Raw genomic sequence first — 23,678 nt, forward strand, 5'->3', positions numbered from 1 at the left:
ACCGCCATGGGTCGCTAGGAAAGCGCTGAAAGCCCTAATGGAGTTCTTGTCGCAACTTGAGACGGCGAAGACCATTTGTGATCAGTTGGCCGATGCCTGATAACCGCCGCCCAAAAGCGGTTCAAGCTCAGGCCACACGTTATCCAGAATCATTGGCTGTGCCTCGGCCGTGGGGTGGATGCCATCCTCCTGCATAAGCTGTTCGTTAAGCGCCACGCCCTCTAATAAAAACGGCAACAGCGGTACGTCATACTCTTCGGCCAGGGAGTGGTAAACGCCGGTAAAGGCATCCCGGTAGGCCTGGCCATAGTTGGGTGGGATATCGATACCTAACAGCAGTACCTGAGCATCAACCTCTTGGCTTTGCTCAATCATACTGGCCAGGTTAGAACGCATCTGATTGGGTGCCAGCCCACGCAAACCATCGTTGCCCCCCAACTCCAGTAGCACGATATCAGGCTGCTGCTTCTCCAAAATGGCGCTAAACCGCTGTAATCCACCTGAGGTGGTTTCGCCGCTAATACTGGCATTGACCACGTCTGCTTGGCCGCCCAGACGCTCTTCTAGCAGAGGAACCCAGCCTTGCTCGTGCTCAATACCATAAGCAGCACTCAGGCTATCACCCATAACGAGTATGGTGGGAGGCTCACTTGCGTTGAGCGCAGGAACGCTTAAGGTGACTATCAGAACCACCAGATAGCCGGTTACCATACGGTTACGTTTTTGCCATGTCACAGGGATGCCTCGCTTCATGCCTCACTCCTCAGATAAAGCTGCATACTCGTCCAGCGCTGATGCGTCGCCACAAGCAGACAGTCACTCTATCACTGACGGTATTGCGCAGAACAAGGTTCCCCATGCTGCGTTGGGTCGGCCTGTGCTGCATGCAGAAATGCTATCGAAGAAAGTGACCAGTGGCGAACGCACGCTAACTATTCTGGACCAACTGTCGTTAAGCGTAGCGGCCGGAGAGAGCGTTGCCATTTTAGGCAAAAGCGGGGCTGGAAAATCAACACTGTTGGGTCTGCTTGCCGGATTGGATACCCCCAGCGATGGCGAACTCACGCTGTTTGGTAAGGCGCTTAGTCGTTTGGATGAGGATGGCCGCGCGGCGTTAAGGGCTGGGCGCGTGGGCTTTGTGTTTCAGAACTTTCAGCTGCTACCCACCTTAAGCGCGCTAGAGAATGTGTTACTGCCTTTGGAGCTTTCACCGCGTGCCGGGGAAAACCATATTGCTCAAACATGGCTTGCTAAAGTGGGGTTGGGTGAACGTGTAGACCATCTACCCAAGCAGCTTTCAGGCGGTGAGCAGCAGCGGGTAGCGATTGCCCGGGCGTTTGTCACCGACCCTGAGCTGGTGTTTGCGGATGAGCCGACCGGCAACCTCGACCATGATACCGGCGCTCAGGTGATCGACCTGCTGTTTACCTTAAATCACGAGGTTGGAACAACGCTTATCCTGGTCACCCACGACCACGCTTTGGCACGCCGCTGTGACCGATGCCTGCAGTTAACTCAAGGCAAGCTATTACCCTTTGTACCTGCTGAACCCGGTGTGGCAGGGGATGGGCAATGAGCGATATACCATGGCGGCTGGCCGCCAGAAGCTTAAGGCGTGACTTACGCTCGGCGGATGTTCGTGCGCTCTTTGTTGCCCTTGTGCTGGCGGTTGCCGCCTCCACTATGATCGCTTTTTTTCTCGACCGGTTAGAGCGCGGCCTTGAGCGTCAGGCTGGGCAAATGCTGGGAGGGGATATCGTATTGGAGCAGCGCACCCCTTTTTCAGAAGAGCTACGCACGACGCTGGAAGAGGCAGGCTTTACGCTAAGCGACCAGGTCGGGCTGGTATCCATGATTAGCTTAGGGGACCGTTTTCAACCAGCTAGCCTTAAAGCCGTGGACGACGTGTACCCGCACTATGGCGTATCGCGTGTCGATTTAGGGGAGGGAACCGAGCAGATAGACTCCGGGCCACCAGCGGGAGAAGCATGGGCGGACCCACGCTTGGCGCAGCTCATTGAGATAGAGCTTGGCGACCGTGTAAAGGTAGGGCGAGCCGAGTTAACCATCAGCGGGATTATCGAACGGGAAGCGGATCAATCCGCGGGCTTTAGTAATTTTAATCCCCGCTTGATGCTCAATACGGCGGACCTGGAAGCAACCGGTCTTGTTCAGGAGGGCTCGCGTGTCGAGTTCGAATTATTGGCGGCTGGGCCTCCTCAAGCTCTCGACACTGTGCAGGGATTACTTACCGAGTTGCGCCAGCAAGGGGTCGAGGTGCGTGATGTTCGAGTGGACCGGCCGCAATTAGGTAACGCATTGCAACGCGCAGACAGCTACCTGGGGCTGGCAGGGCTTGCCGCCGTACTGCTGGCCGGAGTCGCGGTCGCCATGTCAGCAAAGCGCTATGTTGAACGCCACCTGGACACGGCAGCGTTGCTCCGCTGCTTTGGCGCCAGCCAGCAACAGCTTGTCATGCTGTTTAGCCTACAGCTTATCGGGCTGGCGTTGGCGGCATCCTTGCTTGGCGCACTGCTCGGCGTGGCGGGGCAGGCGCTGTTGTTGCACTTACTCGCCAGCTTTTTACCTATAACCTTACCGCCACCGGGCATTATGCCGCTATGGCTGGGCGTATTAACAGCGATGGCAGTACTCGTAGGGTTTGCTGGGCCAACGCTATTACGCATTAAGCAGGTAAGTGCGCTGAAAGTGTTGCGTCGAGAGTTGGACCCTTTGCCTCCTGCCGCCTGGTGGGTAGCCGGTGTTGCCGCTATCGTATTTGGCGGCCTGCTATGGCTCTACTCCGGTAGTGCGCCTTTGGCGGTCGCCCTGCTACTGGGGGGAGGCATCATGCTCAGTGCGCTTTGGGGCATCAGCGCGCTGCTACTCAATGGCATTCTTCATGGCATAAAAAAGCTAACGGGTACAAGCGAGTGGATGCAGGCGCTGCGCCTGGGCGGGCGCCAACTAGCGCGTCGCCGCCAGGCAGGCGTGGGCCAACTGCTGGCATTCTCTGTCACGTTCTTTGCCATGGCGATGATCGTTCTGGTGCGTGGTGACCTGCTTTCAACCTGGCAGGCCCAGTTGCCCGATGACATGCCCAACTACTTCGCCATTAATATCCAGCCTGATGAGCGTGACCCCTTTGAGCAAGCCGTGGCGCCCCGTGTTGATATCCAAAGCACGCTGTATCCCATGGTACGTGGCCGTATTACCGCTATTAATCAGCAGCCTCCCATGGAAGCGGTACCTGAGGATGCCAGAGGCGACGGCTCACTGCGCCGCGAATTGAACCTGACCTGGCAGGCCGAACTACCTGAAGATAACCAGATAGTGGCAGGGGAGTGGTTCTCAAGTGAAGCACCCGTTGATGAACTACCTGTTGATAAACCACAAGGCTGGCTAGGCGCGGTTGATACGATACCGGCCGCTACCGTCCCTGTTTCCATTGAAGAAGGCTTGGCTGACCGGCTGGGACTATCACTCAATGATACGCTCACCTTTACTGTGGGCGGTGATGAGCTGATCACACGTATCACCAGCGTGCGCAGCCTCAATTGGGACACTTTTAAGCCCAACTTTTTTTTGATTTTCCCGCCAGGCGTGTTGGAGTCGTTTGGACATAGCTATATCACCGCGTTTCATCTGCCTGATGAGGAGCAAGGCCTAATTCGCCAACTGGTGAGCGACTTCCCTGGTGTATCGTTGATAAACGTTGATGCCATTTTAGGCCAGGTACGTGATGTGCTAACTCAGGTAACGCGTGCCATTGAGCTTGTACTGGTACTGGTGCTGCTGGCGGGTGTCAGCGTGCTCTATGCTGCCTTGACCGCAAGCCAGCCGGTACGCGCCCATGAAAGTGGCCTACTGCGTGTCTTTGGAGCAGGCCAGCGAATGATTTCCCGTGTCCAAGGGGCAGAGTATGCCCTGTTGGGTTTTACCAGCGGTTTAATGGGCGCTGTACTGGCTGAAGTCGCGACCGCCGCACTCTATCTCTACTGGCTAGAGCTACCGCCGCGCTTTCACCTCACCTTATGGTTAGCGTTACCCCTTGGAGGCGCGCTACTGATCGGATTTATCGGCCATGCGCTATCGCGGGGGCTACGCCGTCAGGCGCCCGCAGCGAGCCTGGGGTTGCTTGGGGAGGCCTAGGGGATTTTGAAGTTTTACACGGGTAGCCAGAGGAGCTTTCACTTCATGGCGGCCATGAAGTGTCTCCGCTATTAACAGCGGAAAACATGAGGATTAATTTAAAGCGAATGTGTCAGGTTTATATCGAATATAGTCGACAACGCTATCGGCAGCGACAGCCGCTGGGAGTTGTTTTCGACCCGTTAGCGAATACTCAGTGCTATCACTGAAACCCAATGAGGCACATGGCCGGGAACAGATTTACTCTCGATCCACTATCGGGCTGGAAAGTTCCTGTTTAAATTCAATCGTAAGACTACACCGTTGACTGATCATTCTATATTTTTATTAGGATAGTAATGTTACCACTTGAGTGTACGTCCGGCGTTATTAAACCACTGCAGTGACTGCTTTTTACAGTGCTGAAGAGGAATTGCGCAAATTGAAAAGATCGTTTACTTTTAGCTAAATGTGAATTTTTTCTAATGTTTGTTAATGCTATGAGCTAGTAGCTGAAGCGTATTAAAAAAACAAGAACATAGTAATTTACGTATCAAAAAAAAGACGGGTCTTGCTTGAAGGATCATAAAGTTCAGTAAGCGGTTGATAAGTTAGAGTAAAGTTTTTAGGTGACAGTGTTTGTCTTGTTTAAAGATTTCTTATTCTGACGGGTCACGGCTTTTCTAGTGCACCCAAGGCACGAAGCGTATCAATACCTCAAACAAAGCCAGTAAGGGGACTAGAAAATGCATACTGATGTTACATACTCAAATATTGATCAAATTTTTACACTGAGTGGGCTGCGATCAGATCACTGGCGCGAGTTACTCGCGGTAGCACGAAAGTGGTCATCAGACAAAGCGAGTGTCGATCAAGTGAAACGTGTGTTTGATCAATTGAGCGCTATCGAAATGCTACATGCATACCCAGGTGCACAATTAATAGAAGCGCTGGCGGCTTATATTGAGACCGACCAAAAGGAAGCATTTAATGCTTTGGTCGGGCGGATCTCTTTTTCAATTTTAGCTCGATATTACAAAGAAGACCCCCACGAATGGGAGGTTTTACCTCACACTGAGAAAGATATTGACCGGAATACATCGTCCACAACGACAGCGGATCGCCCCTATTTTGAAGTATTAGTGGTAGCGCCTGACAACGGCGATCTCATCAATCGTAATATCAGGCTGATGCGCAGCCAGCGCCAAAAAGAAGATGAGTTTATTTACGAGCCACTCGTTGTCAATAATTTTCAAGACGCATTTTGTGCTATCGCGGTAAATAGTAATATCTGTGCAGTCGCTATTTTCGACGGGTTTGATTTCGCGAGCCACCAGCCTGTACCGCAGCTAGAAAGAATGATGTCAGACCTCAATATACATGAGGATGACGATCATTTGGCGCTACAGTTAGCAACAACGTTGTCAGCACATCGGCCAGAGCTTGATATTTATCTGATGTCGGATCAACGTCCCCAAAATATTGCAAGTGACCCTCGTTCAATCTGTATACGTCGCGTTCTTTATGCGGTCGAAGAGCCTATTGAGTTACATCTGGCCATTCTTGAAGGGGTACGCGTTCGCTACGAAACGCCCTTTTTCGACAATTTAAAACGTTATGCCCAACGTCCTGTTAGCACCTTTCATGCGTTACCCATTGCACGAGGTAAATCGGTTTTTCACTCCGATTGGATTCGCGACATGGGGCAGTTTTATGGACGCAACTTATTTTTAGCTGAATCGTCGGCAACAACAGGCGGTTTAGATAGTTTGCTAGAGCCAACCGGTAATATTAAGCGCGCGCAAGAAAAGGCAGCAAGGGCGTTTGGGGCGGATCACTGTTACTTCATCACGAATGGCACCAGCACTTCAAACAAAATAGTACTAATGGCCGTTGCCCAACCAGGTGACATCATTATTGTTGACCGCAATTGCCATAAGTCACATCACTATGGCGCTGTGCTGGGCGGATTACTGCCCTATTATGTCGAAGCCTTTCCCATGAAAGAGTATTCGATGTATGGCGCTGTTCCATTACGGACCATCAAACAAGCGCTGTTGTCATTAAAAGCAGAAGGGAAGTTAGACCGTGTTCGTGTCGTTGATTTGACTAACTGTACATTTGACGGTCACGTTTATAATACACGACGTGTGATGGAAGAGTGTCTCGCCATTAAGCCCGATCTTGTATTCCTATGGGATGAAGCCTGGTTTGGTTTTGCTCACTGGTCGCCTTTCTTGCGCCCGCGCACGGCGATGGGAGCAGCCAGCAATATTGAAGCATGGCTGGACGATCCTGCTTCAATCACCGCCTACGAGCAACAGCAGAAGGAACTAGGAGAACAACTTAATGATGAGGCATTGCTCAATACGCGTTTAATACCTGATCCTCGTAAAGTGAAGCTGCGCGTTTATCAAACGAACTCTACGCATAAGTCGATGTCAGCGATCCGACAAGGATCCATGATTCTTGTTAAAGATGTTGATTTCTACGGTATTGAACCCCAACTGCATGAAGCTGTGTTTACTCATTCAACGACAAGCCCCAATCAGCAGCTAATTGCTTCAATGGACGTTGCGCGCAGGCAAATGGAGTTGGAGGGGTACGGGTTAGTCAGTAATTCGATTCAAATGGCGCTAGATATTCGCAATCAAATTAATAAACATCCATTAATATCGAAATACTTCCGCGTACTGGGTGCCGATGAAATGATCCCGAGCGAATTTCGCTCGAGCGGTTTTGAGGACTTTTTAGCCCAAGGCATCAATTGGAGCGATGCAGTACTCGCCATTCGCGACGATGAATTCTTTTTGGACCCTACACGTATCACTCTAATTTGCGGCACAGCTGGGTTCGATGGAACACAATTCAAGAGTTTGCTGGCCGATAAATATGAAATTCAGGTTAACAAAACATCACGTAACTCGGTGCTTTTGCAAACCAATATCAATAATACGAGAAGCGATGTAGCGCAACTGGTACACGTCTTACTTGAAATTGTAACGGAACTTGGGAAGAAGCTAAGTCATTTAGGGGAAGACGGTAAAAAAAGCTTTAACGAACGAGTCTACAGTTTGATGAGTGATGTGCCTGACCTGCCTAATTTTAGCTACTTTCACGAAACATACCGAAACGACGTTGCAGGTGTGGCGGTTGAGGGAAATATTCGTGATGCATTTTTCAAAAGCTGGAGCCCCGAGAATTGCGAATATGTCGGTTTATTCAGCGACGAATGTGACCGTCGTTTACAAGATGGCCCGCCCATGGTGTCAGCGAAATTGGTAATCCCTTATCCGCCTGGTTTCCCTATATTGGTTCCAGGGCAAGTTATTAGCAAAGAAACAATATCTTTCATGCGCAAGCTGGATGTTAAAGAGGTACACGGCTATGAAGCCAGCAGAGGTCTTCAGCTTTTAAAGCTTTCTTCTTCTGATACCCCTTAACATTTCTTCTACGTATTTCTTTGACTACGCCCCTTGCATAATAGATGAAAGGGGCGAACGTGCGGAGCTTGTTTGATATGGCGACTTGGGAATGGGTAGTAGCTATTCTAAGAGGAAGTCCGGAGCTAGCAATATTTTTAGCCTTGGCAATCGGTTACTGGGTAGGTGGGATTAAGCTTGGTAATTTCAGCTTGGGCGCTGTTACGGGAACACTGCTGGCGGGGGTGCTTATCGGGCAGCTAGGGATTGATATATCCCCACAAATTAAATCCATCTTTTTTATTATGTTTCTCTTTGCTGTTGGGTTTGGTGTTGGCCCTCAGTTTGTACGCGGTATTGCAAGTGATGGACTTCCCCAGGCAATTTTTGCCATTGTAATATCGATGCTGTGCTTAGCTTCTGTATATATAGCAGCTTCTATTTCGGGGTATGGCCCAGGCTTGGCAGCAGGCTTGCTTGCAGGAACACAAACTATCTCTGCCTCAATAGGTCTTGCGACTAATGCGATAAGTCAACTTGACCTTTCACCTGAGGAAATTCAGCAGCAATTAGATCTCATCCCCGTCGCCTATGCCGTTACGTATTTATTTGGAACAGTGGGTACCGGGTGGATCATCGCTTTTCTGGGTCCAAAGCTTTTACGCATTAACCTACAGGAAGAGTGTAAGCGCTACGAAAAAGAGATGTCAGTCGGCGCTTCCGAAGATGGTATGCATTCCGCATGGCATAAATACATCATTCGAGCTTATGAACTTAGCACGCCCGGCTTGATTGCCGGTAAAACGGTATCAGAAGCAGAAGCCAGTGTTGATGGGCGCCTGTTCCTGGAAAACTTGCGCCGTGGAGAAAAGATTATTCCCTTTGATGGCGATACCGTTTTACAAGTAGGCGATATTGTTGCTGTCTCAGGTAATCATGAAGCGTTAGTTGAGTGGAGCAATCGGGCTAAGGAAGTTGCTGATCCAGAGCTTTTGAATATACCTGTTGAATCGGTTGATGTTTTTATTACCAATAAAAAAGCAAATGGGAAAAAACTCATTGAGCTCGCTCAGCAGCCTATGGCTCGAGGTGTTTACGTTACACGTGTTCGGCGAGGCTCAATGGGCGTAGATATCCCTTTATATGCGCAAACTAAAATACATCGTGGTGATATCGTAACTATTAACGGTACGAAGAAACATATTGACGACATAATTGGTGAATATGGCTTTGCTGATCGCCCTACCAGTATTACTGATATGGTGTTAGTGGGTGCAGGTATCGTTTTGGGCGGATTAATTGGTGCTATAACTGTTCCAATCGATGGAATTCCGATCACGCTTTCCGTTTCGGGCGGCGCGTTGATTGCGGGTATTCTTATTGGCTGGTTACGTAGTTTTATACCGAAGCTGGGTACAGTACCAAGTGCAACGCTTTGGTTTATGAACTCGGTAGGTTTGAATATATTTATTGCTGTGGTGGGTATTACGGCGGGCCCCACGTTTATTGCTGGGCTTCAACAAGTTGGGTTCGAGATATTCTTTTGGGGGCTATTTGCAACCGCTGTCCCGATGGTACTCGGCCCATTGATTGGTAAATATATTTTTCGTTTCGATCCTGCTATTAATCTTGGCTGCTGCGGTGGGGCAAGAACGAGCACGGCATCTGTCGCTATGGTATCTGAGCAAGCCAAAAGCAACGTGCCCATGCTTGGGTATACGGTGCCCTACGCTGTCAGTAATACGTTCTTAACACTGTGGGGCATGGTTATCGTTATATTATTATCATAAGGACCTGTTTGATAATGCCTGCGCGGTTCAAAACCACCGCGCGGGCATTTTTCATTTACTTAATCCAGAAAAGCCATCCAGTCGCCATGAGCGGCATTCATGCAGTACCTGACGCGGATGCGATGAAAGTCGCGTCAGGCTGCGTTATGATAGCGGCCTGATTTCTTTCATGAACGATCCTTATCGACGAGGTTTCCCGCCAATGTTCAGCCGCGATATGACAATTGCCGGATTTGACGATGCGCTGTTTGATGCCATGCAGAAAGAAGTGGCCCGTCAAGAAGCTCACATTGAGTTAATTGCTTCCGAAAACTACGCAAGCCCCCGCGTAATGGAAGCGCAAGGCAGCCAGCTGACCAACAAATACGCTGAAGGTTATCCGGGCAAGCGCTACTATGGCGGCTGCGAGTTTGTCGATATCGCTGAAAACCTCGCGATTGACTACGCAAAAGAGCTGTTCGGTGCCACCTACGTTAACGTTCAGCCGCACTCCGGCTCCCAAGCCAACAGCGCGGTATTTTTAGCGCTGGTTAAGCCGGGCGACACCATTTTAGGCATGAGCCTGGACGCAGGTGGTCACTTGACCCACGGCGCCAAGCCTAGCTTCTCCGGCAAGCAGTACAATGCGGTTCAGTACGGCTTAAACGAGCAAGGCCTGATCGATTATTATCAAGTGGCGGAACTTGCCCGCGAGCACAAGCCGAAAATGATCATTGCTGGCTTCTCTGCTTACTCACAAATTGTCGATTGGGCTAAATTCCGCGAAATCGCCGACGAAGTAGGCGCTTACCTGCTGGTCGATATGGCCCACGTAGCGGGCCTGGTCGCGGCAGGTGTTTACCCAAGCCCCTTGCCTCATGCCCACGTTGTTACCTCAACGACACACAAAACGCTGCGCGGTCCGCGTAGTGGCGTGATTCTGTCGGCTGAAAACGATGCCGATATTGAGAAAAAGCTGCAGTCTGCCGTATTCCCCGGCGGTCAGGGCGGCCCGTTAATGCACGCGATTGCGGCCAAAGCGGTCTGCTTCAAAGAAGCCATGTCGCCTGAGTTTAAAGCCTACCAGCAGCAGGTCGTTAAAAATGCCAAGGTAATGGCCGGTGTGTTTATGGAGCGCGGTTTTGATATCGTTTCCGGCGGCACCGAAGATCACCTGTTCTTGCTCTCATTAATCAAGCAGGGCGTGACCGGTAAAGACGCTGATGCGGCACTAGGCCGTGCCCATATCACCGTTAACAAAAACGCCGTGCCTAACGACCCGCAAAGCCCGTTCGTGACCTCTGGCCTGCGCATCGGCACACCTGCGGTTACTACGCGTGGTTTCGGTGAAGAAGAGTGTCGTCAGCTGGCAGGCTGGATTTGTGACATCCTGGATGTGCTTGCCAAAGGCGAAGACACCAGCGCCATTGAAGCCCAAGTGGCTGAAAAAGTGGCAGAGGTATGCGGCCGTTTCCCGGTTTATAAGTAACGTTGTGATAAAGGGGTGCGTGAAGTGCCAGGTTAGCCCGTAAGGCTCAACAATTCACGCTATGTTTGAAAAAAGGCCTGCACGTTAACATCGTGCAGGCCTTTTGGTTTTAGCGACGCGTAAAAGTAAAATTATGCATGCTACTCAGGGTGGGGGATAAACGACTCCATCGCTTCAAGAATTTGATCAACGTCGGGGATGCGTCCATCCTGGTTAAATAAACATCTATGCTGTGGCTCGTATCTGGGCCAATAGCGGTAAGGCAGCGTCGAATAAAAGATGCCTAAGGTGGGCGTGTGCGTGGCCAGTGCCAGGTTTCTTACGCCCGTATCGCCACAAACAAGCAAGTCTGCCCGGGCCATGGTGTGCGTAAGCTCATCCAAGGGAAGTTTGTGCTGGATCGTAATGTTGGCGTGCTGCGCGGCCTCGGCAAGCAGGAAACCCCCTTTTTCACTCTCGTTGGCCCCTTCCAGCAAAATATGCTGATAATCAGGAAACTGTGAGGCGGCACGTAAAATAAGCGCCTTCCACACGTCCTGTGGAACAGATTTATTGGTTCCAGACGCGAAGGGGAAATAGTAGATAGCGCGAGTACTCTCGCTTGGGGAGTGAACGGGCAGCGCAAAATCGAGCGGGTACGAGGGCTGGTTGCCGAATACGTTTAAGAAGTCGAGTAAGACCTCGGCTTCGTAATGGTAGTTTGAGCGGGGCAGGGTAACGTCATACAGCCATCGGTTGTACCAGGGGCGATATGGAAACCCCATTTTTAAATGCGCACTGCTCAATAGCGTGAGTGCCCTTGAGCGTGAGGTATCCGCAAGATCAAACACAATATCGAACTTACCAAGCGTTTTAAGCGATGTGTACTGTTCTTTAATGCCGGTTGATGTGTCATGGATGAAAATGTCATCGACCAGGTCTTCAGGCACTGCATAGCGATATTTTCTGGTGGATGCCAGCGTCACGTGCGCGTGCGGGAAGGTCTTTTTTAATTCAACCAGAAAGGGGCGAGCCGCCATATAGTCGCCAAAAGCACATTGGCGTATCACTAAAACACGCTTGATATCCTCATGGCGTGTTTGGTTGGTCCACTGTAGTGATTTTTTCTTGAAATAACCTGATTTATCTTTCCATATCTTCATACTGCCGAGCCCGATAATAACGATTAAAACGACACTGCCGGTGAGACATACAGGGCAGTTGAGTAGGTGGCTCATAGTGAGTGTTCACTATGGGCTCGCTTACCAGCCCCCTTGGCCTTCCAGCAAGCTACGCATGTTATTATCCAGCTTTACTTGGAAATCTGCACTGCCCAATACCATGGCATCGCTTGAACGTACGACACGTGTGCTTACGTAGAGGTAATCCTGCCCTTGGGCATAGGTGCCCATCAAAATAGAGCGTGCATTATATTGTGAGCTTAAGCTCTGTACCTCGCGAGAAAGGATCAACTCGCCCACTTTCTCCTCAATAAACATGCTGTGGCGCATTTTGACTTCACGCACCTGCATGCCCTGCTGCGCAAGGGCCGAGGCCATGATTTCCGAGCTGATACGCCCAAACGTGGAGGATTGCGTGAGGTTGTCGATGTTGACAAAGGTCGCGGCAATCATGGGGTTGTAGCGCGTGATATCCGGGTTGCCAGCCACCATCTGTTGAGCGGCTTTATGCGCCAGCTCAGAAAGGTCGGGCTCTGGCGGACGCGTGTTAGCACTGTTCGTGGCACAGCCTGCTATGAAAAGCAGCAAAAGGCCCATCAATAACAGGCGGCTAGTCGCTAGAAACGTGTGCGGATGCGGTGATGTCGACGATATGAAATGCATGGCGTTACCAGGTACCTGTTACCGGAATAGAGGGGACAGCCGGTGCTTGCGGAACGCGATGCGGCGCATATTGGCGGCGGTCGCCTGCATTGATGTAATAGATATTCGATGAGGAGTAAAGAATACGCTCATCGTCGGTTATCTGAATGGTGATAATAACCTCTTCATTGCCTGTAGAGGTCCAGCTACCGCTAACGGCGTCGGCAGCAATCCCGGCGGGTATTAATCCAAGCGCGGGTTCTGCCCAGTGGTTATACGGAATAGTCGCGACCGCAATGCCTGCTGTTAGGGCTGTAAAGGTACCGACTGGCGGGCGAATAAAGCCCCGGTCTCGGTGTTCAACTACTTCCACGCCGATATGGACGTCGGCGGTGTTGGCCGTTGGCAGCGTAGTGAGGTTGGCGCCACGCGAAACGAGCTCGCTGGTCAGTAGCGTGCGAAAACCGCGTTCAAATTCGCCGCCGCTATACGTATTCAGGCTTTGGTGGTCAGGCTCGGTGATATATAAATCCCGAAAACGCACGCGCTCACGCTGTAGAATGCGGTTGGTTTCATAGCGCGCCAGTACTTCCCAGTGGTGAGCGGCCTGCATACGTTGCTGCTCAGTATAGGGATAGGTGGTGGCGATGGGGGCCTGCGAGGTGTTGGCATAGAAGCAGCCGCTTAGCAGTAAGCTTGCAAACCCTGCACAGGCAATACGGAATAATGGGGGCGTTAGTAAATGGCTTAAGCAGCTCTGCACCAGAGGTTCCTTATCGTGTCATAGGGTCTTTGATAGACTTGTCTAGTTTTACCATGCTTGGTAACCATCGGCCACGGGATTGAAAACTTGAATGAGCGATAACACGCATGCTTGAAGACCATCGCGGCGGCTCGCGCCATGATACGCTAATGTCCGCCTATCCTGCCGATGAAAGTGGTAGCGGATGGATGATTAGCTACATCGATATTATGACGCTGCTGGTGGCGCTATTTGTCATTATTGTGGCGGCAGCGGGTGCCAAGGCACCTGAACTGTTTCAAGCATCCTCAGAAGAGGCGGCTCAAACGTCAGACCTTGCACTTGACATACCGCTTCCAGAGCCAATAGAAGATGCACGGCAGCAGCGCACTATTGAGGCGTGGCGGCGAGGGCTGGACCCTTACGCGCTGAGCGCGGCACTTGGCGTTGCCGGGTTGCCCAATCGTATTGCTGAACCTGAGGCTACACCCGAAGCGCCGCCGCCACTGCTGGCACTTGCCCCAGTGGAGGTTTTACCGCCTGAAGAGGTTGCTGAACCGTTAGCGTGGATGCCTCCTGTAGAGCTGCCCACGCTGTTAATGCGCACGGATGATGAGGCATTAGCGACGCCCTTGGCTGACTATATGGTGCTACTGACAGACCACCCTCCGGTTAACGTTCAGGAAGTATCCATGGATGCGATCAATAGTGCCCAGGTACTTCAGGCCTCACTGGTCGAGCGTGTTGATGTCTCCCCCTACTTGCCCGACCTGGAAGGTGTTGAGGTTTCCCGGGTGGCGGAGGGGATTAGTTTACGCGTTCAGGATCAACTGCTGTTCCCTTCCGCTGAGGCACAGCTCACCAGTGGAGGAAGCTCACTGGTCGGCAGCCTGCTGGAAACCATTCAGCGATACGAAGGGGAGGTATGGGTAGAGGGCCACTCAGACAGCCAGAGTATTAGCACCGAGGAGTTTTCTTCAAACTGGGCACTCTCCAGTGCACGGGCCATTGCCATTGTTGAAGCGCTAGAAGCGGAAGGTGTCGCGCCTGAGCGCCTAAGAGCGGTTGGGCTCGCCGACACTCAGCCACTTGAGGATAACAGCACGCCAGAAGGACGGTCACGCAATCGACGCGTCGAAGTCGTCATTCATATTGAGTAAAAAGGCCCGCCGGGGTGGGCGGGCAAAAGAGCTTGGCTCGAATAGCTCGCTAGCCTCAGGGGAGGGGGGAATTGCTAGCGAGTACAATTTAAGTATAGTTGTAGTGTAGGTTTTTCCAAGCGTTTAAAGTCGGCTTAAACGTTTTGACAAGGCTCACGTTTTTATAATCTTGCTGAAATGCATCGTAACAGTGCGTTTAGCTGGCGCTGCTTCAAATACTGCTTAAATAAATTGTGGGGCAGGCTAATGCTCGCCCACCCCTTGGAAGCTTGATGAGCTGGGCTCCCACAATGTTTGTCTGGCCTTGAGGCTTGATGAGCATTGTGGGAGCTTTAGCCAGCGAATGGGGCTTGTGTGCTTGTTAGTGGTATTGCGGGAGGGCTGCTTGCGCTTCTTCGCCGTTTTGATCTACACGGAAGTGAGCAACTTTCTGACGCAGTTGGGTACTAAGCTGCGCTAACGTTTGGGTGGTATGGGTGCTCTGTTGCACCAGCCCGGCATTTTGCTGGGTCATCTGATCCATCTGGGTTACGGCCAGGTTGACCTGTTCAATGCCGCTGCTCTGTTCACTGGTGGCTGCGGATATTTCCTGTACCAGCGTACTGAGCTGTTGGATATCGGTGACCACGCTATTGATAATGTCACCGGTATTGCGAACTTGCTGGCTGCCTTCGGCGACTTGAGCGCCGGAGTTTTCAATCAGCTTTTTGATTTCCTGAGCAGCCGATGCCGAACGGCTGGCAAGCTGACGTACTTCATTGGCAACCACCGCAAAACCACGCCCCTGTTCACCTGCGCGTGCCGCTTCCACCGAGGCATTCAGTGCCAAAATATTGGTCTGAAACGCGATAGCATCAATGGTGTTCACGATACTGCTCATTTCTGCCGAGCTTTCGTTAATCGTGGCCATGGTGCTGACCACTGTGGTCATCGCGTCGCTTCCGCGCTGCGCATTATTCGCCGTGTTCGTGGCCAATTGGCGGGCATGCTCGGCATGGTCAGCATTCTGTTTCACGGTGGCCGTGAGTTCTTCCATGCTGGAGGCTGTTTCGGCAAGGGAGGCTGCCTGCTGTTCGGTGCGCGTTGAAAGCTCTTCGTTAACGCCCACAATTTGCTCAACGCCACTGTTGACCTGGTCGGCACCGTGATGAATATCGCCAATCGTTCCGGCTAGCGTCTGCCGCATACGGTTAATATCATAAAGCAGGCTTGCTTGGTCACGGCTGGAGAGCTGAGTACTACGGGTAAGGTCGCCATCCGCAATATAACGCACCACCGTTGCCGCATAACGTGGGTCTCCGCCCAGGCGGCGAGAAACATCGCGAATTACCCAGCCCATCAGCAGAGTGGCCGGCAAGCCGATGATTAACAGCATGATGATGGAATGCAGCAAGTTGGCGATGAATGCTTCGTTAATATCATCCACATAAACGCCAGTTGCCAGTGACCACTGCCATTCTGGCAGGTAGGCCACATAGCTGATTTTAGGTAGATGCTCGTCACCATTGGCACGGCGGGCGTAGTACTCAACGTGGCCGCCTCCCGCTTGCGCTGTGCGAAGCAATTCGGGATATAGCAGCATGCCGCCGGCATCTTCATAGTGGCTCATATCATCGCCAGGTGTTCGGCTAGGGTGGGAGATGACAATTAAATCGTCATTGAAAGAGAAGATATATTCGCCAGCGCCAAAGCGCACGCTGGACATATTATCGATAGCGCGTTGTTGCGCTTCTTCAAGACTCAGTTCGCCAGTGGCGACCCTTTCTTGTAACACTTCAATCTGGTTATGCACGCTTTCGACGATGTACTGAATGCTGTCACGGCGTTCGCTTTCGATCGTTTGGCGGTTCTCCCAGGCAAGCCAGCCCACCAGCAGCAGCATGGTGATCCAAATAATGCCCAGCGTTCCCCAGAGTTTTTGTGTTGTTGTTATTTGCATTAATATTTTCCTATCACAGCTAAGTAAGTAACGAATACATCCTATACCTATATCGGCCTAACGCTCTGTTACTTAAGGCGAACTACATAAAACTCGTTAGAAGGGCGTTGAAAATTCGCTATAAGCGCGCTGAAAAGGCGGCGGCATACAATCAAAAACGCCCCCGTGGCCAAAGCCAAGAGGGCGCTTTTCTGCTGCTAGCCTGGTTTAAAAATCGCTATCGTCGTGTGTGGAGCGTGATGGGAGAGGGGTTAAGGTCGACTGGCGATCCACTCGGAAGTGAGACACACGCTCGCGCAGTTGGGTGCTAAGCTGCGCAAGCATCTGGGTCGCGTGATTGCTCTCTTGCACCAGCCCGGCATTTTGTTGGGTCATCTGGTCCATCTGGGTCACGGCCAGGTTGACCTGTTCAATGCCGCTGCTCTGTTCACTGGTGGCTGCGGATATTTCCTGTACCAGCGTGCTGAGCTGTTGGATATCGGTGACCACACTATTGATAATGTCACCGGTATTGCGGACTTGCTGGCTGCCTTCGGTGACTTGAGCGCCGGAGTTTTCAATCAGCTTTTTGATTTCCTGAGCGGCCGATGCCGAACGGCTGGCAAGCTGACGTACCTCATTGGCGACCACCGCAAATCCACGGCCCTGTTCACCTGCACGTGCCGCTTCCACCGAGGCATTCAGTGCCAAAATATTGGTTTGAAACGCGATAGCATCAATGGTGTTCACGATACTGCTCATTTCTGCCGAGCTTTCGTTAATCGTGGCCATGGTACTGACTACCGTGGCCATTGCATCACTGCCGCGCTGCGCATTATTCGCCGTGTTTGTAGCCAGTTTGCGGGCATGCTCGGCATGGTCAGCATTCTGTTTCACAGTGGCCGTGAGCTCTTCCATGCTGGAGGCTGTTTCGGCAAGGGAGGCTGCCTGCTGTTCGGTACGCGTTGAAAGCTCTTCGTTAACGCCCACAATTTGCTCAACACCACTGTTGACCTGGTCGGCACCGTGATCGATATTGCCAATCGTTTCGGCCAATGATTCCCGCATACGATTAATATCATAAAGCAGGCTCGCTTGGTCACGGCTGGAAAGCTGGGTACTACGGGTAAGGTCGCCATCCGCAATATAACGCACCACCGTTGCCGCGTAGCGCGGGTCGCCGCCCAAGCGGCGAGAAACATCACGAATGACCCAGCTCATCAGCACCGCAACAGGAATGCCAATAATTAACAGCGCAATCAGCGAGCGAATGATACTGCTAACAAAAGCAGTTCTAATATCATCTACATACACACCTGCGCCAAAGGCCCAGTTCCATTCGGGAATATAGGCAAAATAACTGATTTTAGGGAACTGTTCGTCACCGGAGATTCGGCGCGAAAAGTAATCAACGTGCCCACCCCCTGAGCGTGCAGCTTCAAGAAACGCGGCGTACAAATGCATGCCTTGCGTGTCTTGGTAACCACTCATGTCCTCGCCAAGCGGTCGATTTGGATGTGATACGATCTTTAGTTGGTCGTCAAAGGCAAACAGATACTCCCCTTCAGCGAAGCTGGCGTTTGCTAGACTGTCAATTCCGCGTTGCTGCGCTTCGGCGAGAGTGAGTTCGCCGCTGACTACCTTGTCTTGAAGTGCCCCTAGCTGCGAGTGAAGACTTTCAACGACGTTTTGAATAGTGTTACGACGTTCCTGCTCAATGGTTTGACGAGTCTCCCAGGTTAGCCAGCCAACCAGCGTTAGCATGGCAAGGCAAATAATTCCCAGGATGCTCCAGAGTTTTTGATTCGTGGTTAATCGTGTCATGGTGTTCTTATCATAGCCTTTCAAATAATGATTGAAGCTTGTATATCGGCCGAATTGGCGATGTATTTAAGAGAAAGGCCATTTAATTTTTCTAGAGGGGGGCACAAACGAAATGCCTGCGGTGCAGGCATTTTTAAAACAGCATGTTAGCTATTTTTATTAAGAAAAATTAATGTGTTATTGTGTTTCTGGCGCAGGGCTGCCCATCAGTTCGATCAACTGTGCTTCCTCCGGCATTCCTTGAATGCGATCAATGCGCACAACGCCGTTGGCTACTTCACGCTGAAAAGCGCTGGTGGGTGTTGCGTAAAGCCCTAATGCGTCAAACAGCTGGTTATTCGTGTACACCTGCTCTTCAATATCACGGGGTTGTGCGCTGGCTGTTATTGCTTCCCCCTCTTCATGACGCTTGAGGGCTGCACTTGGGTCATCAGCCGCCAGCAGCGTTGCGGCTTTGGCAGGGCTGTCAGGCGCTAAAATACCCACCATGATATGGCGTAACTGTACCTCGCCTGCCTCTACCCACGGGCGGGTTTTCTTCCAAAATGCCTGACAGTAGGGGCAGTTGGCATCAGTGAAGGTATATATCACCCTGGGGGCTTCGGTGCTGCCATCCTGTATCCAGTGACTATCTTCGAGTAGTTGCCATGTTTCGGCTTCCAATGCTGCGCGGACATGCTGGTCCAGCTGGGCTTCCGTCAGGTTCTCGCCCTGGCGATCCGTTAGCGTGCCGACAATCGCGTGCTCACCATCTGGTGTTAAATAAATGGCTATTTCCTGGCCCTGGGCGCTCGCACCGAAACCGCTTAGCCCTCCTGGCGCTTCAAACTGACCATGAATTTCCCAGCCCTGGTCGGCCAATGCCTGCACCGGTGCAGGTAACTCGTTAGCTTGGCTGATATTGAAGCCTGCTAACAGCATCAAGCCGCTGAGCGCGGCAGGCAGCGTGAGCGCAGAGCCTTGGAAGGCAGGAAGTTTAAACGCAAACAATGTAAAAGCAGGGCGTTTTTTAATAGAGTATTTAATAGAGTAGTTTGATGTGCCAAACGTAAGCGGCATTACAACATCCTTGCGTAAGAACCAGAATAAGGTGACTAACTTATCAGAGCTTGCTCTGGTGGCATACCTTAACCCCCCGTGAACGTGTTGATAGAAGAAAAGGCAAACGGCAGGTATTGAACCAATGCAGCGTGTGTGTCAAATCGTTACAATGGCGGGCTAGACACTGCTGTTATTGCATCATGGTCCGCGCTTACACGCTGCAGGCATAATGTTTGGGCGATTGATGAATGAAAACGCGTTTGAGAACAGTCTTGAAAAAAGTCTGAAAACAGTGAGTGATAACAGGTTATAACATGCTTACTCGTGCGGCTTACAGCACGGACTGACAACAGGTTGACCGCTATGCATTGCCCTTTTTGTGGTGCTAATGATACTCGAGTGAGCGATTCGCGCTTGGTAGCGGATGGTGATCAGGTGCGTCGGCGCCGACAGTGTGCCAGTTGCCAGGAGCGCTTTACTACCTATGAAACGGCAGAGCTTTTGATGCCAAGGGTAGTAAAATCGGATGGCTCGCGCGAAAGCTTTAATGAAGTAAAGCTACGTGACGGAATGTTGCGCGCCTTAGAGAAGCGACCGGTCAGCGCTGAAGCCATTGAAGCGGCGGTTGAGCGTATTCGCCAAACCCTGCGCGCCCGAGGCGATCGTGAAATCAATGCGCGTGATATTGGTGAATCTGTGATGCAGGCATTAAGCAACCTGGACCAGGTGGCGTATATACGGTTTGCCTCGGTCTATCGTAAGTTCCAGGACATAGACGAGTTTCGCGCTGAAATTGATCGCCTCTCCCAAGCGCCCTCTTTGCCATCGGAGCGTGACAAGGAAGATACGTAATGAGCACCGTTGCCGCGTTTAGTGACGCTGACCACCGCTATATGGCTCGTGCCTTGCAATTAGCCAGGCAAGGGCTTTATACCACTGACCCTAACCCGCGCGTAGGCTGCGTCATTGTACAGCAGCCGTCTGGCCAGCCCGGGCATATTGTGGGGGAGGGTTTTCATGTGCGGGCGGGCGAGCCGCATGCGGAAGTTCATGCGCTTAACGCTGCGGGTGAACAAGCCAAAGGGGCAACGGCTTACGTCACGCTGGAGCCCTGTTCCCATACAGGGCGGACAGGACCATGTGCGTTGGCGCTTAAAAATGCCCAGGTGGCACGTGTTGTGGTCGCCATGGTCGACCCTAATCCGCAAGTCAGTGGGCAAGGAGTTGAGCTACTAAAGGCGGCCGGTATCGACGTGCAAATCGGCTTGTTAGAGCAAGATGCACGGGCGTTAAATCCTGGTTTTATCGCTCGTATGCAGCATAAGCGGCCCTTTGTGCGTCTAAAAATGGCCATGAGCCTGGATGGGCGTACGGCGATGGGGTCGGGTGAATCGCAGTGGATAACGGGGCCTGAAGCGCGCAGTCATGTTCAGCGCCTACGTGCGCGTTCGAGCGCTATTTTGAGTGGCGTTGACTCGATTATTATGGATGATTCACGGTTGACGTTGCGGGCTGATCAACTGCAAGTAGAGAATGCTGATATCGTGGCGTTACGTCAGCCGCTGCGCGTTATTGTGGATACGCGTTTGCGCCTGCCTTTAGCGGCGGCCTGTTTAAGTGAGCCTGGCCGTACCTTGATAATGACCACGCCTGCACACTCGTCAGAAAAACGCGCCAAGTTAACGGTGGCTGGCGCAGAGGTGCATGTGTTTGAGGCGGGGAGCGATGGGCGTCTTCCGCTGGGCGAATTGCTTGGTTGGCTGGCTGAAAACGAACAGGTCAACGAGCTGCTGGTGGAGACTGGCGCCACGTTAGCTGGGGCGCTGCTGGATGCCAGGTTGGTGGATGAGCTGCAGCTTTTTGTGGCGCCTACTTTATTGGGTGGTGAGGCAAAGCCGCTCTTTGCGCTACCTGGGCTCTTACAAATGGCGGATCAGCGGCGTTTAACCATTCATGATATACGAGCGATAGGGCGAGATTGGCGTATTATTGCCTCTCCAGAGCCCGACTAGCGCAGGCGGCGATAGCAAGGTACTCTGTCGCAATTAATCGTGTCGCAATTAATCGTGTCACAATTCAGAGGGTCGCTATCGGTCATTGATGGTTGCCCGCTTATTGTCATCAACGTGGTGTCACGATGGTTACGTAGTGCGCAGCCCAAGTGTTGCGCAGCATCGCATACTCTGCGAACTCATATTTAGGAGCTTCCATGGCGCACTCTTCCTCGGGGGGCTTGGCCTCTATTGCTGAACTGATAGACGATATCCGCCAAGGCAAGATGGTGATCCTTATGGATGATGAGGGTCGCGAAAATGAAGGCGATATCATCATGGCGGCCGAAAAAGTTCAGGCCGAGCATATCAACTTTATGGCGCGGTTTGCCCGTGGCCTGATTTGTATGCCGATGACGCGTGACCGGTGTGAGCAGCTTAATCTGCCATTGATGGTACGCGACAATGGCTCAGGGTTTGGTACCAAGTTCACGCTCTCTATTGAAGCAACCCAAGGCGTGACCACGGGTATTTCTGCGGCAGACCGTGCGCGAACGGTTCAAGCGGCCTGTGCGCCTTATGCCAAACCGACCGACCTTGTTCAGCCGGGGCACATTTTTCCGTTAATGGCTGAACCCGGCGGTGTGTTGCGTCGTGCAGGCCATACCGAGGCGGCCTGTGATCTGGCGGCGCTGGCGGGCTGTGATCCCAGCGGCGTGATTTGTGAAGTGATGAACGATGATGGCAGTATGGCGCGCCGCCCGGAGCTTGAGGCGTTTGCCCTGCAGCATGGTATCAAAATCGGTACCATTGCCGACTTGATTCATTACCGTATTATTCATGAGCAAACCGTTGACCATGTTGAAACATCAACGGTAATGACGTCCCAGGGCGAGCTGGCGTTGCATGTTTTTCGTGATCGTATTCAAGGCGCACATCATTTGGCGCTGGTGAAAGGGCAGCCGACGCCTGAGCAGACCACTACCGTACGCGTTCATTTAGCCGATACGCTGCGTGACGTGCTTGGTTTGGCGAAAGATGATCAGGGGCGCTGGAATGCCCATCGTGCCCTGGAAGAGGTCGCGAGTTCTTCCGCCGGTGTGCTGGTGCTTATTGATGACGGCCGCCCACATCAGGATTTGAAAGACCAGTTGGATGTGTTTTTAGATCGTGTGCGCACCCCGCGCACCAGTGAATCTGATGGCACAGGCAACTATTTGACGATTGGTACTGGCTCGCAAATTCTACGCCATCTAGGGGTAGGTAAGATGCGGCTACTAAGCTCACCGTGGAAATTTTCAGCGCTCTCGGGCTTCGACCTTGAAGTGGTCGAGCTTGTGGGGCCTGATGACATCACGTGTGAGCCAATTTCTCAGCAGGAATAAATTGATGCAATCCCTCTCTCAAGTAGAAGGCACGTTTGTCGACGTCGATGGTCGCTACGTTATTGTGGTTGGCCGGTTCAATCACCATGTGGTTGATAGCCTTGTAGAAGGCGCGATTGATAGTTTGACGCGTCATGGCGTAGACGCCGAAAACATTCACCTTGTTCACGTGCCGGGCGCCTGGGAATTGCCGCTCGCTGTGAAGCGTGTTCTGAAGGTCATGAAACCTGATGCAGTGATTGCGCTGGGCGCGGTTATTCGTGGCGGTACGCCGCACTTTGAGTACGTGGCGGGCGGCTGTAATACGGCTATCAACCATTTGCAGCTGGAGTTTGATACACCGGTTGCCAATGGCGTTTTAACCGTTGAGTCCATCGAGCAGGCAATTGAGCGTGCGGGTACCAAAGCGGGTAATAAAGGAACGGAAGCTGCAATGGCCGCGATGGAGATGGTCTCATTGCTGCGTGCGTTACCGCTAGGAGAGTCACAATGAGCGAGCGCCGTGAGCGTAAGGCCTCTGCTGCCCAGCAGAGCCGCCATGCTGCCCGTGAGCTTACCGTCCAGGGTCTTTACCAGTGGCAGATGACGGGTAAATCAATCACCGCCGTTGAAGCCGAGTTCCGCAGCCAGGTCGCCGATGACGATCTGGAAGATCATGAAAATTGGGTTAAGGTAATGGAGATTGCTGACAAGGCACTCTTTCATGAGCTTTTGCACAATACGGCACGCTATAAGACCGAGCTGGATCGCGAAATATCACCGTTGCTGGATCGCCGTCTGGAAGACCTGGACGCCGTCGAACTGGCTATTCTACGCTTGGGCGCCTATGAGCTTTCTCGCCGTATGGAAGTGCCGTATCGCGTGGTGATTAACGAAGGCGTTGAACTGGCCAAATCCTTTGGCGCAACCGACGGCCATAAATACGTAAATGGTATTCTCGACAAGCTGGCTAACCGCTTGCGAAGTGCCGAGGTCAGCGCCCGCCGCCTGTAACGGCGCGCCGT

Annotated in this window: 18 protein-coding genes; 11 read left to right on the forward strand and 7 right to left on the reverse strand. The window is 52.1% G+C overall.

The genetic code is table 11. The features are described 5' to 3' along the window. Positions 1 to 81: 81 nt before the first annotated feature. Positions 82 to 753 carry an arylesterase gene (locus ACT3RU_RS16235; RefSeq protein WP_087107744.1) on the reverse strand — a complete coding sequence of 224 codons (672 nt, stop codon included), beginning with the start codon at positions 751 to 753 and terminating at the stop codon, positions 82 to 84. Between ACT3RU_RS16235 and ACT3RU_RS16240 the strand changes: the two genes are divergently transcribed. The 5 genes from ACT3RU_RS16240 (at position 752) to glyA (ending at position 10,811) form a co-directional block, all read left to right on the forward strand. After that, the gene (locus ACT3RU_RS16240) at positions 752 to 1,576 is read left to right on the forward strand and encodes an ABC transporter ATP-binding protein (protein ID WP_483392901.1); all 825 of its coding nucleotides are present in this window, start codon (positions 752 to 754) and stop codon (positions 1,574 to 1,576) included. The two genes, ACT3RU_RS16235 and ACT3RU_RS16240, sit on opposite strands and share 2 nt — an antisense overlap. Beyond that, positions 1,573 to 4,152: an ABC transporter permease gene (locus tag ACT3RU_RS16245; RefSeq protein ID WP_483392902.1), complete on the forward strand. Its 2,580-nt coding sequence runs from the start codon at positions 1,573 to 1,575 to the stop codon at positions 4,150 to 4,152. The genes ACT3RU_RS16240 and ACT3RU_RS16245 overlap by 4 nt, the downstream gene beginning before the upstream one ends. A gap of 725 nt (positions 4,153 to 4,877) precedes the next feature. Then, positions 4,878 to 7,574 carry an ornithine decarboxylase gene (locus tag ACT3RU_RS16250; RefSeq protein WP_483392903.1) on the forward strand — a complete coding sequence of 899 codons (2,697 nt, stop codon included), beginning with the start codon at positions 4,878 to 4,880 and terminating at the stop codon, positions 7,572 to 7,574. A 77-nt stretch (positions 7,575 to 7,651) separates the two neighbouring features. Next, complete coding sequence (aspT, locus tag ACT3RU_RS16255; protein ID WP_483392904.1) at positions 7,652 to 9,343, forward strand: aspartate-alanine antiporter; 1,692 nt, start codon at positions 7,652 to 7,654, stop codon at positions 9,341 to 9,343. A gap of 202 nt (positions 9,344 to 9,545) precedes the next feature. Next, entirely contained in the window at positions 9,546 to 10,811 is a 1,266-nt protein-coding gene (gene glyA, locus ACT3RU_RS16260) for a serine hydroxymethyltransferase (protein WP_483392914.1), read from the forward strand. Positions 10,812 to 10,951: 140 nt separating this feature from the next. On the opposite strand, the gene ACT3RU_RS16265 is transcribed toward glyA, so the two are convergent. The 3 genes from ACT3RU_RS16265 to ACT3RU_RS16275 are packed head-to-tail and all read right to left on the reverse strand — an operon-like array spanning position 10,952 to position 13,376. Beyond that, positions 10,952 to 12,028, reverse strand: a complete 1,077-nt coding sequence (locus ACT3RU_RS16265; RefSeq protein WP_483392905.1) for a glycosyltransferase family 9 protein — start codon at positions 12,026 to 12,028, stop codon at positions 10,952 to 10,954. A gap of 24 nt (positions 12,029 to 12,052) precedes the next feature. Beyond that, positions 12,053 to 12,634 carry a FlgO family outer membrane protein gene (locus ACT3RU_RS16270; RefSeq protein WP_483392906.1) on the reverse strand — a complete coding sequence of 194 codons (582 nt, stop codon included), beginning with the start codon at positions 12,632 to 12,634 and terminating at the stop codon, positions 12,053 to 12,055. 4 nt (positions 12,635 to 12,638) lie between these two features. Beyond that, positions 12,639 to 13,376 (reverse strand): hypothetical protein, encoded by a 738-nt coding sequence (locus ACT3RU_RS16275; RefSeq protein WP_483392907.1) that lies wholly within the window; start codon positions 13,374 to 13,376, stop codon positions 12,639 to 12,641. A 107-nt stretch (positions 13,377 to 13,483) separates the two neighbouring features. Here ACT3RU_RS16275 and ACT3RU_RS16280 point away from each other — a divergent pair, with 107 nt between their 5' ends. Then, positions 13,484 to 14,515 (forward strand): OmpA family protein, encoded by a 1,032-nt coding sequence (locus ACT3RU_RS16280; RefSeq protein WP_483392908.1) that lies wholly within the window; start codon positions 13,484 to 13,486, stop codon positions 14,513 to 14,515. 361 nt (positions 14,516 to 14,876) lie between these two features. Here the strand turns inward: ACT3RU_RS16280 and ACT3RU_RS16285 are convergent, their stop codons facing one another. From ACT3RU_RS16285 to dsbG, 3 genes are all read right to left on the reverse strand, one after another. Next, positions 14,877 to 16,454 (reverse strand): methyl-accepting chemotaxis protein, encoded by a 1,578-nt coding sequence (locus ACT3RU_RS16285; RefSeq protein ID WP_483392909.1) that lies wholly within the window; start codon positions 16,452 to 16,454, stop codon positions 14,877 to 14,879. Positions 16,455 to 16,661: 207 nt separating this feature from the next. After that, a complete protein-coding gene (locus tag ACT3RU_RS16290; protein ID WP_483392910.1) occupies positions 16,662 to 18,257 on the reverse strand; it encodes a methyl-accepting chemotaxis protein in 1,596 nt (531 codons plus the stop codon). 177 nt (positions 18,258 to 18,434) lie between these two features. Continuing rightward, positions 18,435 to 19,178 carry a thiol:disulfide interchange protein DsbG gene (dsbG, locus tag ACT3RU_RS16295; RefSeq protein WP_483392915.1) on the reverse strand — a complete coding sequence of 248 codons (744 nt, stop codon included), beginning with the start codon at positions 19,176 to 19,178 and terminating at the stop codon, positions 18,435 to 18,437. A gap of 483 nt (positions 19,179 to 19,661) precedes the next feature. Between dsbG and nrdR the strand changes: the two genes are divergently transcribed. From nrdR to nusB, 5 genes are all read left to right on the forward strand, one after another. Beyond that, positions 19,662 to 20,150, forward strand: a complete 489-nt coding sequence (nrdR, locus tag ACT3RU_RS16300) for a transcriptional regulator NrdR (RefSeq protein WP_087105677.1) — start codon at positions 19,662 to 19,664, stop codon at positions 20,148 to 20,150. Next, positions 20,150 to 21,310: a bifunctional diaminohydroxyphosphoribosylaminopyrimidine deaminase/5-amino-6-(5-phosphoribosylamino)uracil reductase RibD gene (gene ribD, locus ACT3RU_RS16305; RefSeq protein ID WP_483392911.1), complete on the forward strand. Its 1,161-nt coding sequence runs from the start codon at positions 20,150 to 20,152 to the stop codon at positions 21,308 to 21,310. The genes nrdR and ribD overlap by 1 nt, the downstream gene beginning before the upstream one ends. 197 nt (positions 21,311 to 21,507) lie before the next feature. Continuing rightward, positions 21,508 to 22,674, forward strand: coding sequence for a bifunctional 3,4-dihydroxy-2-butanone-4-phosphate synthase/GTP cyclohydrolase II (gene ribBA / locus ACT3RU_RS16310; protein ID WP_172116159.1), 1,167 nt, complete (start codon positions 21,508 to 21,510; stop codon positions 22,672 to 22,674). 4 nt (positions 22,675 to 22,678) lie between these two features. Further along, on the forward strand, positions 22,679 to 23,167 hold the full coding sequence (gene ribH, locus ACT3RU_RS16315; RefSeq protein WP_087105680.1) for a 6,7-dimethyl-8-ribityllumazine synthase: 489 nt from the start codon (positions 22,679 to 22,681) through the stop codon (positions 23,165 to 23,167). Then, positions 23,164 to 23,667, forward strand: a complete 504-nt coding sequence (gene nusB, locus ACT3RU_RS16320) for a transcription antitermination factor NusB (protein WP_087105682.1) — start codon at positions 23,164 to 23,166, stop codon at positions 23,665 to 23,667. Before ribH ends, nusB begins: the two co-directional genes overlap by 4 nt. Positions 23,668 to 23,678 lie beyond the last annotated feature (11 nt).

The sequence above is a fragment of the Halomonas sp. TP35 genome, assembly GCF_052375975.1.
Lineage (GTDB): Bacteria > Pseudomonadota > Gammaproteobacteria > Pseudomonadales > Halomonadaceae > Vreelandella > Vreelandella citrativorans.

Excerpts from the sequence above, each read along its gene's own strand:
- ACT3RU_RS16240 (WP_483392901.1), top strand. The coding sequence starts at position 752 with ATGCCTCACTCCTCAGATAAAGCTGCATACTCGTCCAGCGCTGATGCG.
- ACT3RU_RS16235 (WP_087107744.1), bottom strand. The coding sequence starts at position 753 with ATGAAGCGAGGCATCCCTGTGACATGGCAAAAACGTAACCGTATGGTA.
- ACT3RU_RS16245 (WP_483392902.1), top strand. The coding sequence starts at position 1,573 with ATGAGCGATATACCATGGCGGCTGGCCGCCAGAAGCTTAAGGCGTGAC.
- ACT3RU_RS16250 (WP_483392903.1), top strand. The coding sequence starts at position 4,878 with ATGCATACTGATGTTACATACTCAAATATTGATCAAATTTTTACACTG.
- aspT (WP_483392904.1), top strand. The coding sequence starts at position 7,652 with ATGGCGACTTGGGAATGGGTAGTAGCTATTCTAAGAGGAAGTCCGGAG.
- glyA (WP_483392914.1), top strand. The coding sequence starts at position 9,546 with ATGTTCAGCCGCGATATGACAATTGCCGGATTTGACGATGCGCTGTTT.
- ACT3RU_RS16265 (WP_483392905.1), bottom strand. The coding sequence starts at position 12,028 with ATGAGCCACCTACTCAACTGCCCTGTATGTCTCACCGGCAGTGTCGTT.
- ACT3RU_RS16270 (WP_483392906.1), bottom strand. The coding sequence starts at position 12,634 with ATGCATTTCATATCGTCGACATCACCGCATCCGCACACGTTTCTAGCG.
- ACT3RU_RS16280 (WP_483392908.1), top strand. The coding sequence starts at position 13,484 with ATGCTTGAAGACCATCGCGGCGGCTCGCGCCATGATACGCTAATGTCC.
- ACT3RU_RS16285 (WP_483392909.1), bottom strand. The coding sequence starts at position 16,454 with ATGCAAATAACAACAACACAAAAACTCTGGGGAACGCTGGGCATTATT.
- ACT3RU_RS16290 (WP_483392910.1), bottom strand. The coding sequence starts at position 18,257 with ATGACACGATTAACCACGAATCAAAAACTCTGGAGCATCCTGGGAATT.
- dsbG (WP_483392915.1), bottom strand. The coding sequence starts at position 19,178 with ATGCTGTTAGCAGGCTTCAATATCAGCCAAGCTAACGAGTTACCTGCA.
- nrdR (WP_087105677.1), top strand. The coding sequence starts at position 19,662 with ATGCATTGCCCTTTTTGTGGTGCTAATGATACTCGAGTGAGCGATTCG.
- ribD (WP_483392911.1), top strand. The coding sequence starts at position 20,150 with ATGAGCACCGTTGCCGCGTTTAGTGACGCTGACCACCGCTATATGGCT.
- ribBA (WP_172116159.1), top strand. The coding sequence starts at position 21,508 with ATGGCGCACTCTTCCTCGGGGGGCTTGGCCTCTATTGCTGAACTGATA.
- ribH (WP_087105680.1), top strand. The coding sequence starts at position 22,679 with ATGCAATCCCTCTCTCAAGTAGAAGGCACGTTTGTCGACGTCGATGGT.
- nusB (WP_087105682.1), top strand. The coding sequence starts at position 23,164 with ATGAGCGAGCGCCGTGAGCGTAAGGCCTCTGCTGCCCAGCAGAGCCGC.